This window comes from Kitasatospora sp. NPDC093102 (genome assembly GCF_040683915.1).
In the GTDB taxonomy this organism is placed as follows: domain Bacteria; phylum Actinomycetota; class Actinomycetes; order Streptomycetales; family Streptomycetaceae; genus Kitasatospora.
Window position 1 is genome coordinate 1 of the sequence record NZ_JBFBFA010000030.1, and the last position, 15,089, is coordinate 15,089.

A 15,089-nucleotide genomic window follows, 5' to 3' on the forward strand; every position below is an offset into this window, starting at 1 on the left:
ATTGGCCTCACCCCCGCCCAAACCCCCACCCCCCACCCCCCCCCACCCCCCCCCCGGCGGCCCGCCCCGCCCCCGGGCCGCCGGCCCCCCCCGACCGGGGCCCGTCGGCAGCTGCCGTCACAGCGGCCGGAGGGTGAGCACGAACTGCGGAAGCGCCAGCAGGAGCAGCACCGTCCCGGCCTCGATCCAGCGGTACTTCGCCCGGATGATCGCACTGGTACCGGCCAGCGCCGACAACAGCGGCCCCGCCGGATCGTGCCCGGCCCGCTCGAACGCCCGGCGCAGCCCGTCCGGACCCGCCTCCGGGGCGATGTGCTCGAAGTACCCCGGCCCGGCTGCCCCGCTGCTCCGCCCCCTGCGGTGGCGCGGCACCAGCGCGGAGGAGAAGCAGCCGACGGCCAGCAGGGCGCTGGCCACGGCACTCCAGCGCAGGAGCGGAGCCGTCCAGGCCAGGGAACCCGAACCGGCGGCGCCGTCCAGGGGGATGAAGGTGGCGAGCACCGCACCGGTGAAGGCCAGGAACACGGCGGCCTTGGTGTCGGCCCGGACGAGCTCCGCGCCGTTGGCCGTCATCAGGCGCTCCATCGCCGACACGGACGACGGGCTGGACACCGTTGTCGGCGCGGCGGGCCGGCGGGGCCGTCGAGGGGCCGGCCTCCGAGGGGCCCTGCCCACGGACCGCCTGCGGGCGCCGCACGGCGCCGGCTCGCGGCGTACCCCTGTCCGGGTCATCGCGGCACCCCGTTCGACACACCGTTCGAGACGCCGCCGGCCCAGCCGTTGACGTGGGGGTGGAACTTGACGAACTCCGGCCCCGGGGGGTGCGGCGGCTGCGGGGGCGCCGGGGGCTGCTGGGCGGGTCCGGGGACGTGCCGCCCGAGGGAGACCAGGCGGTCGCGCAGGATCCTGGACAGTTCCTCCTGCTCCTGCACCGTCACCTTGCCCAGCATGAGCGCCATCTGGTCCTGCCAGGTGGTCTCACCCCGGAGCAGGTCGGCGTGGTTGACCACCCAGTCCAGGACGTCGCGCACCTCGTCGGGCTTCCTGGCGAGCCAGAGGGCCGCGAGGGCGACCGGACCGTCCTGCACCTGGCGTCGGCAGAACTCGTACTCCTCCTCGCTCTTGACGGTCCAGTCGAACGGCACGTCCATCGCGTCAGGCTCCCCGAGCCGCAGTTCGTTGCCGCGCTCGCGTGCGGAGACGTCCGTGACGCGGTAGCCGAGGCCGTAGTGGGGCAACAGGTACGGAGCCGCGAGGTACTGCACCAGCTCCTCGGGGCCCAACCTGGTCCCCGCGGCGGCGAACTGCTCCTTGAGCACGTGCAGGCGCCCGTCGAGGTCCTTGCGGACCGGCAGCCCGCCCTGGCTGGTCCGGGTCTGCACGACCCGGGCCGCGTCGTGGACCCACCACAGGAAGTGGACCTCCAGCGATTCCGTGCCGTACGAGGTACGGAGGCGGATCGCCCGCACGCCCGGCCGCTCCGCGAGGTCCACCAGGAACGCCTGGTCGAAGCCGCGCAGTCCCAGCCGGGCGCCGAATCCGCGGCTCTCCCCCACGGCCCCCAGTGTCGGGCGGCCCTTCCCCAGCTGTTGGTAGAGCCCGTGCCGGTCCCCCACGACCAGGGCGCGGTCGCGCCGACCGGACCAGCGGTGCCACAGGACCTCCCGCCAGGGGGCACGGGTGGCCTGGGTGTAGACGGGCGGGTCAGTCTCGACGGTCATCGGGGCCTCCGAAGGCGGGGCTGGGCTGGTAGGGCTGAGGCTCGCCACGTCGCCAGGCCTCCAGGGCGTGGCGGGCGATGTCGCGGCCGACCAGGTCGGGGTCGTCGCTACGGTCGATCGCGGCCAGCAGCCCCAGCTCGCCGGGGCGCATCTCCTGGGCGAGCGCGATGAGCAGCGTCTCCACGGGGGCACGGAGCGGTTCGTCCCAGACCGCTCGCCCGCACCAGTCGAGCAGCCTGCGGCTGGTTCCGGCGAACATCCTCTGGTCGTTCAGGGACCGCCGGACGAACGCGACCACACCATCGCCGAACTCGCCCTCGGGGCCAAACTGTTGCAGGAACCAGAACGGGTCATGGAGCAGGTTGGGAAAGGTGATGAGAGCGAGTTCGGTGTCCGGCCCCGGTCGGTCCGCCCAGTCCATGAGCTTCCGGAACACGGCCGCCTGGTGTCCGCCCGCGAAGAGGCGCTGGAGTGACCAGAGCACCGTAGCGGCCACCTCGGTCTCCTTCCCGTCCTCCCCGCGGAAGCAACGCCCGAGCAGGGAGAGCGCGAACTCCGGCCGGGCCGCTCCGAAGTCTCCACCGCAGGCCCCGGCCGCGGTCCACCGCAGTTGCCAGCCGCCGTGGAAGCTCCAGCTGTTGAGGCGGTGCTTCACCTCGCCGACGAGGATCGGGTCCTGCGCTGCGATCCCCAGCGCGTACACGGCGATGCTCCGGCTCTGCGCGTGCTCGGACCGGGCCAGCTCTCGGATGTGGCGCAATGCCTGACGACCACCGCTCCAGCCCGTGGCGAGCCCCACCACTCGACCCATCGGCTCGGCCAGGTCGGACTCCTTGCCGGGTACCTCGTCGATCCACTCGGTCAGAAGTCCCGACACCTCCCCGTACTGCCGCCACACGTGCCGCAGTACCGTCTCCGCCTGCCGGTGCCGTTTGAAACGGATCGGTTCCACCGTGTAGGCGTAGCTTGAGGTTCTCCGCGTCCCGCCTGGCGCACACTCAGCACGAATGGTCGCCAACAAGTCGTCCAACGAGCGCCGGAAGACGAACCGGGGGTTCGACTGCGGGGGCCCGCCACGCGAGACGGTGCTCTGCTCGCCCTGTCCCTCCCGCAGCACCGCGTCGAGGCGACCGTCGGCCAGCTTCAGCAGGCGGTCGGTCTCATCCCGGACGATCCGGTGGTCGAGCCCCTCCAGGACACTCGTTACGAGTAGGAACGCCAGCGCGTCGGCGTCCTCGCGAAGCTCCTTCAAGAGGTCCGGGACTTCCGATTCCGCGAGGAAGCTGAGCCGCTGGCCCAGGTCAGCCGGGTCAGGCCCGTCGTCACCGGCCTGGCTGAACTCGTCGACGAGTTCGGCGACCTGGGCCGGCACCAGCTCGGGGGCCAGCAGCTCGTCCAGATCCGCGTCCAGCCGGTCCAGCGACGCCTGGCGTCGCCCCGCATCGGGCACCACCGCTTCCAGTCGGGCGTCGAAGACCGCACGCGGCGACGGGGGCGTGTAGTGCACGGGGCTGACGTCCAGATCGCGGACCACGTCACGGAGACGGTCCGCGTCGTGCGGCAGCAGGACCACCATGACGGCCTTGGCGTCCTCCAGCCGCTGGCGCAGCTTGGCGACCGCCGCCGGTCCCAACCGCACCGCGGGCGAGAGGCCGTGCACCAGGTACCCGCGCGCCTCGCTGTGGGTCGGCCGCCAGGAGGACAGGTCCGAGTCGCTGTCCAGGGCGCGCAGGGCCATGCTCCTCCCACTGCCCTCGAACAGCAGGTTGAGGGCCGTGGTGCGACGCCCGGTGCCGGGTTCGCCGGCCAGGAAGAGCAGACGGGTGCCGAGCGTTCTCAGTGCCTCGGGGAAACAGTCCGGCTTCGCGAATCCGGTCTGGGCGGCCAGGACCTCCGTCGAGGAGATGGGGCCGTCCTGCGCTTCGACCCGCTCGCCACCGCCCGGGGCGGTCCCGATGCCACCGTTCTCGACGCGCTGGTCCCCGTGCACTGACCCGGTGTTGATGTTGCCGTGCGGCGCGTAGATGAACGGGCGACCCGGCCCCCACGCGGCGATCCGGTCCGCCAGGTCGCGGTCGACGCCATCGAGGTCGAAGTCGGGGTCGAAGTCGGGGTCGAAGTCGGGGTCGAAGTCCAAACCGTCCGTCGCGCCGGACGGCCCCTCGATGGCCGGGCGCTCTTCGGCGCTCACCGGCGGTGCTCGTTCTTGGCGCCGTTCACGATGTCGCCCAGGTTGCCGTGGATCGTCCCGAACTTGACGCCCTCCACACGGTCGCCACCGTAGGAGTCGCCGCGCACGTTGGTGACGCGCTGGTCGCCGTGCACCGTGCCGGTGTTCATGTTGCTGCCGTCGCCCCGCTGGTTCACCGCCGTCCGCGGTGCGCGGCGCCCCTGCCCGCGTCCGGCCGTCGGTTCACCCTCAGCCTTCCTCCCCTCCTGCTCCCCGACGACGGCGTCGCCGAGGATCCGGCGGTCGTAGAGGTTCCCCGACGGCGCGGGCACGTAGAGCCACGCCTGCTGGTCGAAGCGCTTGCCCTCGACGGTCGCCGGCACCTCGATGAAGTGGTCGGGGTGGCGCCCGGTGTAGCCGCTCGCGACCGTGTCCTGGTAGCAGCGGTCGGAGAGGATGGCCGCGACGTGGGTGATGCTCTCGTTGGACGCGGCCAGCATGGCCTTCACCGGGCGGGAGTCGAGGAGCCGGTGGGTGTCGTTGCGCGCGGTGCCGTTGCCGTCGAACTCGCCGCCCGCGTCCGGGAGCGGGCCGATGTTGAGGCTGACCCGCAGTCGGATGCGCACCGTCCCGACCGAGTGCACGTTGAACTCCGTCAGCACCTCCTGGAGGGTGTTCAGCCAGGGGTGGATCAGGAAGGGCATCCAGCCCGGGTCGAACCCGAACACGTACCCGTCGCCCGTCGAGTCGGGGAACCGCCGGTCCTGCCAGACCTCGCCCAGTCCGGCCCGCTCGAAGGACCACTGGAGCACCTGCGGCACGGACCTGCTGATCACACCGTGCTCGATCGCCGGGTACCCGGTGAAGTCCTTGGCGTCCACGGCGACGATGCCCCGGTACGGTGGGAGGTGTCGGCTGCGGCTGTACGGCAGGGCGCTGGCCTCGGGCATCGGCTGGTCGAACTCCGTCATCTCTGCTCCTCGTGGTTCCCGTGCTGACCTTGCGCCACCCAGCTTCGCGACACAGCGTCGCCCGGTGTGCTCACTCAGTGCGGAAAACATGTGACAGAGGCCACATCAAGGAGCGGACCCTTCAGTCCGGCTGCGCCGCCACGCGGCGGAGGGCGGGGAGGTCGGCGAGGGCGATGGACTTCCGGCCGGTCTCGACGCCGTGGGTGGCCAGGGCGGCGAGGGCCGTGGTGACGGTGTTGCGGGAGATGCCGAGGTGCTGGGCCAGTTCGTCGCGGGTCAGGGCGAGTTCGACACGGCGGCCGGCTGTCCGGGCAGGGCCGGCGGAGAGGTCGGCGAGGGCCACCAGGGCGGCTGCCAGCCGGGGCACGACGTCACCGCCGGTCCGGGCCAGGTCCGACTCGCGCAGCCGGCCCATGGCGTAGCGGACCATCACGGGGAACAGCTCGCGATCGGCGACGAAGTGCAGGAAGGCCGCCTTGGTGAGGACCGCGACCGTGCAGTCCGAGATCGCCTGGACGCTCGCCGAGCGCACGCCGTCGTCCAGGACGGCCACTTCCCCGAGGAGTTCGCCCGGGCCGCGGAAGGCCAACAGCCGGACGTCCCCGCCGCGTTCCCGCCGGCTCACCTTGGCCACGCCGGCCAGCAGGGCGAGGACATGGGTGCCCGGTTCGCCCTGACGCAGGAGGGTGGTGCCGATCGGGTGCCGGCGCTCGAACGCGTCCTCCAGCATGCCCGTCCAGACGGCGTCGCCCATGAGGTGGCGCAGGGTCCGGCCCAGCGGTCCGGGGGTGCTGCTGCCGCGATCGTTCATGCGGCGACCCTAGGAGTCGCGGCTCGCGGCCGCAGCAGAATCGGGGCCTCGGGGCACGGCTCGCCAGGCCCGACCGCGAATCCCCTTCCGGGTGATTGTCGCGCGCCTGATTGACCGGGCTCGCCGCCCTAGCACGAACTCGGCGCGAGTTCGGGGGACTTTGGGAGGAAACCCTTCACATGAGCGAATCCGGAGCGGGTCGGCGGCGCGCGGGCGCCGGGGCGAGAAGCCTGGTGGGAGGGCGGAGGCCGCTCCGGGTTGCGACTGGCGTGCGGGATGTCGGGGTTGTCCGGCAGATTGCGACAAGTCGGTTACGGGGCGGTATTTTTGACTTTCAGTCAGGATGTCCTGAACTTGGCTATGCTGCACCACCACGCCTCCGGAGCCGGTCCCCGCCTGTCCCCGTACTGTTCCGATCGTTTGAGGATGCTGAATGCTTCGATCTGGATCGTCACTCGCCAGACGGCGCCGAGCGCCCCTGCTCGGCTGGTTGTTGCCGACGGCCGTGATGGCGGCGGCCGTGGCGGTCGCCGCGACAGTGGTGGACGCCGGGGCCCGGGCCGGGGTGCTGTGGTGCGGGGCGACCGGCACCGTGCTGGTGGCCGTGGTGGCCACCGAGTCGGCCCGCCGGGGGCGGGCGCTGAGTGAGTCCCGCGACCGGCACGCCCGGCAGGTGGAGGAACTGCAGCGCCGCCTGGCCGGGCAGGAGGACGAGCTGGACCGGCTCGCCCGGGTCGAGATGCGCAGGGTGGTCGCCGGGGCCCGGTACGGGTACTCCTTCGACGTCCTGACCCGCCCGTTGGAGGAGGGCGACGCACCCGTCTCGCCGAGGTTCCGCCGGTCCCTGGTGGCCGTCGTCGAGGGCGTCGCCAAGGCCGTCGACGACGAGGTCAGCCGACGCGACTCGGCCGAGCGGGCCTTCACCAACATCGCCCGCCGGGTCCAGGCCATCATCCACCGGCAGGCCAAGGACCTGCGGGAGATGGAGGACCGGCACGGCAACGACCCGGCGGTCTTCGACGACCTGCTGCGCCTGGACCACGGCAACGCGCTGACCGGCCGCCTGGCCGACAGCATCGCCGTCCTGTCCGGCGCCCGCCCCGGCCGTCAGTGGACCCGTCCGATCGCGCTCTACAGCGTGCTGCGCGGCGGCATGTCCCGGATCCTGGAGTACCAGCGGGTGGACCTGCACCCGGTGGCCCAGATCTCGGTCACCGGACCGGCCGTCGAACCCCTGATCCACGCCGTCTCCGAACTGCTCGACAACGCCACCCGCTACTCCCCGCCGCACACCCACGTGCACCTGAGCGCCTCCGAGGTGCAGAGCGGGATGGCGATCGAGATCGAGGACGGCGGCCTGGGCCTCACCGACGAGGCCCGGATCCGCGCCGAGCGCTCGATCCGCGAGGCGATGGTCTCCAAGGACTTCGACGACCTCACCGAGTCCCCCCGGCTGGGCTTCGCCATCGTCGGCCGGCTCTGCCAGGCGTACGGCTTCCAGATCTCGCTGCGCCGATCCGCGTACGGCGGCGTGCGGGCGGTGCTGGTCGTGCCGCAGGAACTGCTCACCACCGCCCCGCCGACCGGGCGGGCGCACGGCATCGGCGCCTTCTCCGGCCCCCGGCCGCTGCCGCCGAACCCGCCCCGGCACGCGGCCCCGGGCCGCCCCTGGGGCACCCGGGAGACCTCGGCCGGCGTCGGGCCGTCCTACGGCTCGACCAGTCCGTGGGGGCCCTCCCCCTCCGGCCCGCGCTCCGGAGACGACGAGGTGATCGTGACCGAGTGGACGCCCAACGGCCTGCCGCAGCGCCGGCGGAGCCGCCCGATGGTGCCGCGAGGCGGTTTCGCCGGGTCCGCCCGCGCCGCCGCGAAGCCCTCCGGGCCCTTGGCGGGGCCGCCGGCCCAGGCGCCGCGCCCCGCCAAGGAGCCGAAGCAGCCGGGCCTGTGGCTCGAGGCCTTCATGGACGGCATCAAGGGCACCGGGCCGGGGGACGCCGCACGCCCCGACGCCGCACGCACCACGGACGCCGGACCCGCCACCGACACCGGACGCATCGCGGACGCCGGACAGACGGGTGCCGGGCACACCAGCGCCGCACACACCAGTGAAGAGACGGCAGGGAAGGGCGAGCAGTGATTCCGCACCGCAGCAACATGGACTGGATCCTCAACGACCTCGCGCACAGCGTCCCGTGCGTGCGCCACGTCATCGTGCTGTCCGCCGACGGCCTGCGGATCGCCCAGTACGGCACCGACCCGGACACCGCCGACCGCCTCGCCGCCGCCTGCGCCGGGCTGCAGAGCCTGGCCGGCGCGATCGGCCACGAGTTCCCGCACGGCGACGGCTCGATGCGGCTGGTGGTGATCGAGGTGGACGGCGGCTACTTCTACCTGATGGCGGCCGGTGACCGCGCCTACCTGGCGGTGCTCGCCGACGAGGGCGTGGACGCCGGGCTGGTGAGCCACCAGATGCGCGACCTGGTCGCCCGGATCGGCGAGCACCTGTCCACGCCGCCGCGCAACCCCGAGGTGGTCGCATGACCCGGCACCCGTCCCGCCCCGCCGCGAGCTCCGACGGCGGGACGGGCACATGAACGAGCACAGTGAGGCGGCGGCATGACGGCCGAGCAGGGCGGCTGGGACGGCCCCGAGCCCGACCGGCTGTACGTCATCACCCGGGGCCGCAGCGGCCCCTCCGGGCCGGGGGTCTTCGACCTGGTCACCCTGATCGTCTCCCGCGCGGAGCCGACCCCCGCCCACCAGCCGGAGCACGCCGCCATCCTGCGGCTGTGCCGTTCCCCGCTCTCGGTCGCGGAGGTCTCCGCCTACCTGGAGCTGCCCGTCAGCGTGGTCACCGTCCTGCTGGCGGACCTGCTCGACGACGGGCTGATCGAGGCCCGCACCTCCGCCGTGCCCGCGGCGGAACTCCCCGACCGCGCCCTGTTGGAGGCGGTGATCCATGGACTTCAACGGCTCTGAAACGGTGGCCGGGCCGGCCGGTGCCGACCTGCTGCCGGACACCGTCACCACGGCGGTCAAGGTGGTGATCGTCGGCGGCTTCGGCGTCGGCAAGACGACGCTGGTCGGCGCGGTCAGCGAGATCCGTCCGCTGACCACCGAGGAGACCATGACCCAGGCCGGGGTCGGGGTGGACGACCCGACCGGGGTCGAGCAGAAGACCTCCACCACCGTGGCCATGGACTTCGGCCGGATCAGCCTCAGCGACCGGCTCGTGCTGTACGTCTTCGGCACCCCCGGCCAGGAGCGGTTCTGGTTCCTCTGGAACGGCCTGTTCGAGGGCGCCCTGGGCGCCGTGGTGCTGGTGGACACCCGCCGGCTGGAGGTCAGCTTCGAGGTGATCGGGCGGCTGGAGGAGCGCGGCGTGCCCTTCGTGGTGGCCGTCAACGGCTTCCCGGGGGCGCCGTCCGTCCCGCTCGACGAGCTGCGCGGCGCGCTGGACCTGCCGCCCGAGGTGCCGATCGTCGCCTGCGACGCGCGCAGCCGGGAGTCCGGCCGGGACACCCTGATGGCACTGATGCACCACCTGTACGAACTGGCCGCCCCGGCCACCACCGGCTGACCCGACGGCCCGTCGACCCGGCAGCCCGGCAGCCCGGCAGCCCGATGCCCGTCACCGACCCCCCGCGACCGGAGACCCCGTGACCACCCCGATCCCCGAACCCGCCGCCCCCGTCGGCGGCCCCTCCCCCGCGCCGGCCACCATCCCGCCGCCCCGCTGCCCGGCCCACGCGGCCGGCCGCATCGCCCCGACCGGCCCCGGCGGCCTGCGCCGCCTGTACGGCCCTGAGGCCGAGACCGACCCGGCGGGCCTGTACGAGAAGCTGCGCGCCGAGCACGGGGAGGTGGCCCCGGTGCTGTTGCACGGCGACCACCGGGCGTGGCTGGTGCTCGGCCACGGCGCCAACATCACCGTGATGCGCACCCCCTCGCTGTTCTCCCGGGACTCGCGCCTGTGGAACGCCTTCCGCAGCAACGAGGTCCCGGCGGACTCCCCGCTGCTGCCGGTGGTCGCCTGGCAGCCGATCTGCGTGTTCGCGGACGGCGACGAACACCGCCGGCTGCGCGGCGCGCTGCTGGACGGCCTGAACGGCTTCGACCGGCGCGGCATCCGCCGCCACGTCCGGCGCTTCACCACCGACCTGGTCCAGGTGGTCGGGCCGACCGGCCGGGCCGAGCTGATCTCCCAGTTCGCCGAGCACCTGCCGATGCTGGTGATGACCAAGCTGCTCGGCATGCCGGACGAGTACGGGCCGCAGCTGGTGACCGCCGCCCGGGACCTGATGAAGGGCACCGAGACGGCGATCGCCAGCAACGAGTACGTGGTCGCCGGCCTGCGCCGGACCATCGCCATCAGGCGCGACAACCCCGGCGACGACCTGACCAGCCGTCTGCTGGCACACCCGGCCGGGCTGACCGAGGACGAGGTGATGGAGCACCTGCGGGTGGTGCTGCTGACCGCGAACGAGACCACCGTCAACCTGATCGCCGACTCGCTGAAGATGGTGCTCACCGACCCGCGCTTCCGCGCCCACCTCTCCGGCGGCCAGATGACCCTGGGCGAGGCGCTGGACCAGGTGCTCTGGGACTCCCCGCCGATGTCCCTGGTGGCCGGCCGCTGGGCGACGGCGGACACCGAGCTGGGCGGTCAGCAGGTCCGGGCCGGGGACCTGCTGCTGCTCGGGCTCGCGGCGGGCAACGTCGACCCGGTGGTCCGGCCGGACCCGGCGGCCCCGCTGTACGGCAATCGCTCCCACCTGTCCTTCGGCGCCGGGCCGCACGAGTGCCCCGGCCAGGACATCGGGCGGCACGTCGCCGAGGCCGGGATCGACATCCTGCTCACCCTGCTGCCGGACGTCCGGCTCGCGGTGCCCGAAGAGGAGCTGACCTGGAGCTCGGCCTGGATCTCCCGGCACCTGACGGCGCTGCCGGTGGAGTTCACCGCCCGCGACATCGAGCCGGACCCGGTCTCGGTGGCCGAGGCCGAGCAGGCGGAGGCGAGGACGGAGGCGGAACAGACGGACGCGGCCGTCCCGGCGTCCCAGGTCGCCGAGAGCGCCGGAGCGTCGGATCCGACGCCCCCGACGCCACCGGCGCAGCGGCGCAGCTGGTGGGACGTGCTGACCGGCGTGTTCCGGCGCTGAGCCGCCCGGCGGTCAGCCGTCGCGCCCGTCGCTCCGGCGCCGGTAGAGGGTGAAGGTGTCCACCGGGGTGAGGTCGCCGTGCGGTCCGTCGAAGGTGTAGTAGGTGACCTTCATGGTGGTGGTGCCGCCGCGCCGGCCCCCCGGGTCGACCTCGAAGGCCGCGAAGCCGTGGGCGTGTTCGCGGTCCTGGACGGCGGCCCAGGGCGCGTCCTCGGTGAGCCAGATCGACTCCCGGTACGGCGCCCCCGGTTTCGGGTCCTCCAGCCCGATGACCACCCGGCCCTTGGGCGTCTCGAAGAGGTCGTCCTGCGTGGTGGCGGCGTTGCCGCCGGCCCCGATGATCATGTGGACGGTGCCGCGCCCGGTGTCGATCAGGTCGGTGCGGGTGTCGGTCGGCACCGGGGTGCGGGTGTCGTTGGGCAGGGTGCCGCGGACGGGGTGGGAGCGCTCGTAGTAGTGCTCGTGGCCGCACACCACCAGGTCGACCCCGTAGGCGTCGAACAGCGGGCCCCAGGTCTCACGGAGGCCGAGGTCGCTGCCGGAGCCGTGCATCGAGCTGGAGATCATCGGATGGTGCATGCAGACCACGATCCAGTCGATCGCCCGGCTGCTCCGCGCCGCTCGCAACTCCCGTTCCAGCCAGCTCCGTTGGGCGCCACCGGAGTAGCCGCGCAGGTAGTTGTCGCCGGAGTTCTGGATGGCCTCGTCGTCGTTGGCGAGGCTGATGAAGCGCACCGAGCCGACGGTGAAGGCGTACCACATGCCCCGGGTCTCCTCGTCGGAGGAGGCCGAGGAGTCGGGGAGGGAGAAGTAGGCCTGGTAGCCGAGCGCGCCGAGCGGGCCGTTGCCGCCCTCGTTCTCGTGGTTGCCGACGCAGGGCATCCAGGGCCGCAGGCGGGTGGAGCGGCTGTTGCTGATGAACCAGTCGGCCCAGGTCGCGGTGCGGCTCTGGCCGTGGCGGCCGGCGTAGGAGGAGTAGCAGAGGTCGCCGTTGATGAGGTTGAACAGTGGCCCGACGCGTTCGACGGCGGCGACGATGTCGGCGGAGGCCGCGGTGCCGACCTGACTGCTCATGAACACCGGGTACTTGCCGAGCGGCGAGGGCATGCCGTCGGGGAAGGTGATCCGGCGCCGGAGGTTGGGGGCGGCCTGGTCGCCGAAGCTGGTGAAGGTGAAGGGGGCGCGGCCGCGCGGGGCGGTGGTGAAGGTGCCGGTCTCGGGGTTGGCTCCGTCGTGTCCGGCGCTGTAGAGGTAGGTGGTGCCCGGGCGCAGGCCGGTGAGCCGCGCGTGGTGGACGTACACCTCGACCTTGTCGATCGAGTCCCGGTAGGTGCGGGTCTCGGCCTGGACGACCCGGCCGAGGCCGCCGTCCGGTGAGCCGTACCGCACCTGCGGGCGGCGGACGGACTGCGGGGTGAGCCAGGAGACGGTCATCTCCGTGCCGGCGTCGGTGCCGAACTGGAGGTGCAGTCCGCTCACTCCGGCCGTTCCGGCGCGGTGCGGGGTGGTCTGCAACAGCGGGCTGGTGGGCGCGTCGTCGGCCGGTCGGGCGGCCGCGGGTTGCGCGGCCGCCGTCGAACCTGCTGCCACCAGGGCGGCTCCGGCCGCCGATGTGCCCTTGAGGATGGACCTGCGTGCGATGGTCATGAAAACTCCGCCTGCCGAGTGGGGGATTCGACGGGCAGTCACTTTAATGTCATGCGCACGCAAAGACGATCGTTTTCACAGGCTTCGATTCGACGGCCGTCGAGACGACGGGATACCGGCGGTGGCGCACCGCTCGGTGCCGGCTGCCCCGAGCGCCGAGCGCGGCCGGCTACACCTTGCGGCCGACTCCTCCGTACACCGAGACCTTGCCCTCGCCCGGAGCCGGGCCCCCGGCGGGTTCCGGGTGCCAGTCGTCGATCAGGACCACGCCCGGATCGTCCATCTCCAGCCCGGTGAAGAAGCGTTCGACGCGCTCGCGCGAACGGAAGTGGAGCGTGATCCCGGCCTCCGCGTAGCGGCGGGAGGCGGTCGCGGTGCGCTCCGGCGCGACGTCGGCGGTCCCGGCGGAGAGGGCGAGGAAGCTGCCGGCGGGCAGGGCGTCCAGGAGTTTGCGGACGGGCGGGTGCGCGGCCTCGTCGGAGAGGAAGTGGACGATGTTGACGAGCGTCAGGGCGACCGGCCGGCCGAGGTCCAGGGTGACGGCCACCCCCGGGTCGTCGAGGAACTGCTCCGGCTCGCGCAGGTCGCCCTGGACGTAGGCGGTGCGGCCCTCCGGGGTGCTGGTGAGCAGGGCGCGCGAGTGGGCGAGCACGATCGGGTCGTTGTCGACGTAGACCACGCGGCAGGCCGGGTCGACGGCCTGCACTATCTCGTGCAGGTTGGGCGCGGTGGGGATGCCGGTACCGACGTCCAGGAACTGGCGGACTCCGTGCACCTCGGCGAGCCGACGGACCATCCGGTGCATCACGGCGCGGGCGGCGGTGGCGTCCGCGCGCACGCCGGGCAGGTCGGCGATGACGCGGTCGCCCACCTCCCGGTCGGCCGGGAAGTTGGTCTTGCCGCCGAGCAGGTAGTCGTAGACCCGGGCGGAGTGCGCCCGGTCGGTGCGCAGGTCCGCCTGCGGCGCTTCCTCGAACCCGGGCTCGGTCAGCCAGCTCTCCGACAGGCCCGCCCCCAGCGCGCGGTCGTCCGCCAGATCGCCGTCCGGCCCGTTGCCGCCCGGCGTGCCGGTACCCGGTGCGTCGGTGTCCACGCTCGCCCTCCCCGTTCAGCAATGGTCCGGACCACTCAACCACAGCGGATGACCGTCCGTCAGGCGGTTTCCGGTGTCCGCTGAACCGTACCCTCCGCCTCCCGGACGGCCGCGGCGAAGGACGGCACCTTCATCGCCGTCAGGAGCGCGAGGGCCGGGCCGGCCGTGCAGACGGTGACGTACCCGGGGATGACGCCCAGCCAGTGCCGGTCGCCCAGCCACTCGGCGAGCAGCGGGAAGGTGCCGCCGAACGCGGCGATGGTGGCCGCGTTGACCACGCCGAGGCCGACCGCGCGCACCTCGGTCGGGAACAGCAGGCCGGTGAAGACGTTGAGCGTGCCGAGCACCGTCGCCACCAGCATCCCCAGCAGCACGGCGACGACCTGGAACGGCAGCCAGCCCTGGCGCAACCCGGCGAGCAGCACCCCGACCAGCGGGATCGGCAGGCCGAAGCCGAGCCGGGCGACCGGCAGCAGACCGAAGCGGTCGGCGGCGGCGCCGGTGAGCAGCATGGTGACCAGCACCACGCCGAGCACCACGGTCATGAAGGAGGCCGCCTCCTCCTTGCCGATCACGTGGTAGGCGGCGGCGTACTGCGGCAGGTACACCAGCGCGAAGTAGTAACCGACCGTCCCGCCCAGGGTGTTGAGGAAGACGGTGAGCACCGCCCAGCGGTGCTCCCGCAGGGTCCGCAGGAACGGCGGGCGGGCGGTGCGGCCCGAGCGCCTCCTGGCGCGGTGGAACTCCGCGCTCTCCGGCGCCCACCGCCGCACCCAGACGGCGGCCAGCCCGAGCAGCGCGGCAACCACGAAGCCCCAGCGCCAGCCGCCGTTCTCCAGGCCGGACTTGCCGAGGGTGTGGATCAGCAGGGTGAGCACCCCGAAGGAGAGCAGCGAGCCGAGGATGATCCCGCCGTAGGAGACCGAGCTGAACGCGAAGCGGTGTCGCGGCGGGGCGGTCTCGGTCACGTACGCGGCCACGCTCGGGGCCTCCCCGCCGAAGGCGAGGCCCTGCACCACCCGTGCGAGCACGGCCAGCACCGCCGCCCAGGCCCCGATGCTGCGCTGCCCCGGAACGGCGGCGAGGCCCAGTCCGGCGACGGCGATCACGGCCATGCCGAGGCTCAGCGCGAAGCGCCGTCCCCGGGTGTCGCTGAGCCGCCCGATCAGGTACGAGCCGACCGGCCGGGCAACGAAGCCCACCGCGAAGGTGACGTACGCGCCGAGCACGCCGCTGACGCCGCCGGTGCCGTGCCCGAAGAGGTCCGCCGCGAAGTAGGGCGCGAGGACGGCGTAGATGTTCCAGTCGAAGGACTCGACCACCGACCCGACCGTCGCCGCGGCCAACTCCCGCCGCCGCCCGCTGACTTGCACCGTGTCACGGCGCGGGTCCGACCCACTGCTCCCTGTCATGGCCTCAGCATGGCACCGTTCGGACCGCCGCGGAATCACACCCGACATCCGGTGGACGGCGCCGTCCGGCCCCTCGCGTGGAGAGCTCCGGGAATCCCATGT

13 protein-coding genes are annotated in these 15,089 nt (G+C 73.0%); 5 read left to right on the forward strand and 8 right to left on the reverse strand.

All coding sequences use genetic code 11. The features are described 5' to 3' along the window. Window positions 1–117: 117 nt before the first annotated feature. The 5 genes from AB0O11_RS28100 to AB0O11_RS28120 form a co-directional block, all read right to left on the reverse strand. On the reverse strand, window positions 118–573 hold the full coding sequence (locus tag AB0O11_RS28100) for a Pycsar system effector family protein (RefSeq protein ID WP_363392335.1): 456 nt from the start codon (window positions 571–573) through the stop codon (window positions 118–120). Window positions 574–728: 155 nt separating this feature from the next. Further along, window positions 729–1,721 (reverse strand): hypothetical protein, encoded by a 993-nt coding sequence (locus AB0O11_RS28105; RefSeq protein ID WP_363392337.1) that lies wholly within the window; start codon window positions 1,719–1,721, stop codon window positions 729–731. Continuing rightward, on the reverse strand, window positions 1,705–3,912 hold the full coding sequence (locus tag AB0O11_RS28110; protein ID WP_363392339.1) for a hypothetical protein: 2,208 nt from the start codon (window positions 3,910–3,912) through the stop codon (window positions 1,705–1,707). The genes AB0O11_RS28105 and AB0O11_RS28110 overlap by 17 nt, the downstream gene beginning before the upstream one ends. Beyond that, window positions 3,909–4,862, reverse strand: coding sequence for a hypothetical protein (locus AB0O11_RS28115; RefSeq protein WP_363392341.1), 954 nt, complete (start codon window positions 4,860–4,862; stop codon window positions 3,909–3,911). Before AB0O11_RS28115 ends, AB0O11_RS28110 begins: the two co-directional genes overlap by 4 nt. Before the next feature lie 121 nt (window positions 4,863–4,983). Beyond that, on the reverse strand, window positions 4,984–5,673 hold the full coding sequence (locus AB0O11_RS28120) for a Crp/Fnr family transcriptional regulator (protein WP_363392343.1): 690 nt from the start codon (window positions 5,671–5,673) through the stop codon (window positions 4,984–4,986). 433 nt (window positions 5,674–6,106) lie between these two features. On the opposite strand from AB0O11_RS28120, the gene AB0O11_RS28125 reads away from it, so the two are divergent. From AB0O11_RS28125 to AB0O11_RS28145, 5 genes are all read left to right on the forward strand, one after another. Then, window positions 6,107–7,810 (forward strand): ATP-binding protein, encoded by a 1,704-nt coding sequence (locus AB0O11_RS28125; RefSeq protein WP_363392344.1) that lies wholly within the window; start codon window positions 6,107–6,109, stop codon window positions 7,808–7,810. Between the two features lie 17 nt (window positions 7,811–7,827). Continuing rightward, window positions 7,828–8,214, forward strand: coding sequence for a roadblock/LC7 domain-containing protein (locus AB0O11_RS28130; RefSeq protein WP_363392345.1), 387 nt, complete (start codon window positions 7,828–7,830; stop codon window positions 8,212–8,214). A 75-nt stretch (window positions 8,215–8,289) separates the two neighbouring features. Further along, window positions 8,290–8,652, forward strand: coding sequence for a DUF742 domain-containing protein (locus AB0O11_RS28135; RefSeq protein ID WP_224281074.1), 363 nt, complete (start codon window positions 8,290–8,292; stop codon window positions 8,650–8,652). Then, window positions 8,633–9,253, forward strand: a complete 621-nt coding sequence (locus AB0O11_RS28140; RefSeq protein ID WP_363392347.1) for an ATP/GTP-binding protein — start codon at window positions 8,633–8,635, stop codon at window positions 9,251–9,253. The genes AB0O11_RS28135 and AB0O11_RS28140 overlap by 20 nt, the downstream gene beginning before the upstream one ends. A 181-nt stretch (window positions 9,254–9,434) precedes the next feature. Beyond that, a complete protein-coding gene (locus tag AB0O11_RS28145; protein ID WP_363392459.1) occupies window positions 9,435–10,835 on the forward strand; it encodes a cytochrome P450 in 1,401 nt (466 codons plus the stop codon). Between the two features lie 12 nt (window positions 10,836–10,847). Here the strand turns inward: AB0O11_RS28145 and AB0O11_RS28150 are convergent, their stop codons facing one another. From AB0O11_RS28150 to AB0O11_RS28160, 3 genes are all read right to left on the reverse strand, one after another. Beyond that, the gene (locus AB0O11_RS28150; RefSeq protein WP_363392349.1) at window positions 10,848–12,482 is read right to left on the reverse strand and encodes a metallophosphoesterase family protein; all 1,635 of its coding nucleotides are present in this window, start codon (window positions 12,480–12,482) and stop codon (window positions 10,848–10,850) included. 169 nt (window positions 12,483–12,651) lie between these two features. After that, complete coding sequence (locus tag AB0O11_RS28155) at window positions 12,652–13,575, reverse strand: SAM-dependent methyltransferase (protein ID WP_363392351.1); 924 nt, start codon at window positions 13,573–13,575, stop codon at window positions 12,652–12,654. Window positions 13,576–13,634: 59 nt separating this feature from the next. Continuing rightward, the gene (locus AB0O11_RS28160; RefSeq protein ID WP_363392353.1) at window positions 13,635–14,987 is read right to left on the reverse strand and encodes an MFS transporter; all 1,353 of its coding nucleotides are present in this window, start codon (window positions 14,985–14,987) and stop codon (window positions 13,635–13,637) included. Window positions 14,988–15,089: the final 102 nt, after the last annotated feature.

What these genes read in the sequence shown, in the direction of transcription:
- AB0O11_RS28135 (WP_224281074.1), top strand. Translation starts at nt 8,290, where the DNA reads ATGACGGCCGAGCAGGGCGGCTGGGACGGCCCCGAGCCCGACCGGCTG.
- AB0O11_RS28125 (WP_363392344.1), top strand. Translation starts at nt 6,107, where the DNA reads ATGCTTCGATCTGGATCGTCACTCGCCAGACGGCGCCGAGCGCCCCTG.
- AB0O11_RS28115 (WP_363392341.1), bottom strand. Translation starts at nt 4,862, where the DNA reads ATGACGGAGTTCGACCAGCCGATGCCCGAGGCCAGCGCCCTGCCGTAC.
- AB0O11_RS28160 (WP_363392353.1), bottom strand. Translation starts at nt 14,987, where the DNA reads ATGACAGGGAGCAGTGGGTCGGACCCGCGCCGTGACACGGTGCAAGTC.
- AB0O11_RS28140 (WP_363392347.1), top strand. Translation starts at nt 8,633, where the DNA reads ATGGACTTCAACGGCTCTGAAACGGTGGCCGGGCCGGCCGGTGCCGAC.
- AB0O11_RS28150 (WP_363392349.1), bottom strand. Translation starts at nt 12,482, where the DNA reads ATGACCATCGCACGCAGGTCCATCCTCAAGGGCACATCGGCGGCCGGA.
- AB0O11_RS28120 (WP_363392343.1), bottom strand. Translation starts at nt 5,673, where the DNA reads ATGAACGATCGCGGCAGCAGCACCCCCGGACCGCTGGGCCGGACCCTG.
- AB0O11_RS28130 (WP_363392345.1), top strand. Translation starts at nt 7,828, where the DNA reads ATGGACTGGATCCTCAACGACCTCGCGCACAGCGTCCCGTGCGTGCGC.
- AB0O11_RS28105 (WP_363392337.1), bottom strand. Translation starts at nt 1,721, where the DNA reads ATGACCGTCGAGACTGACCCGCCCGTCTACACCCAGGCCACCCGTGCC.
- AB0O11_RS28100 (WP_363392335.1), bottom strand. Translation starts at nt 573, where the DNA reads ATGACGGCCAACGGCGCGGAGCTCGTCCGGGCCGACACCAAGGCCGCC.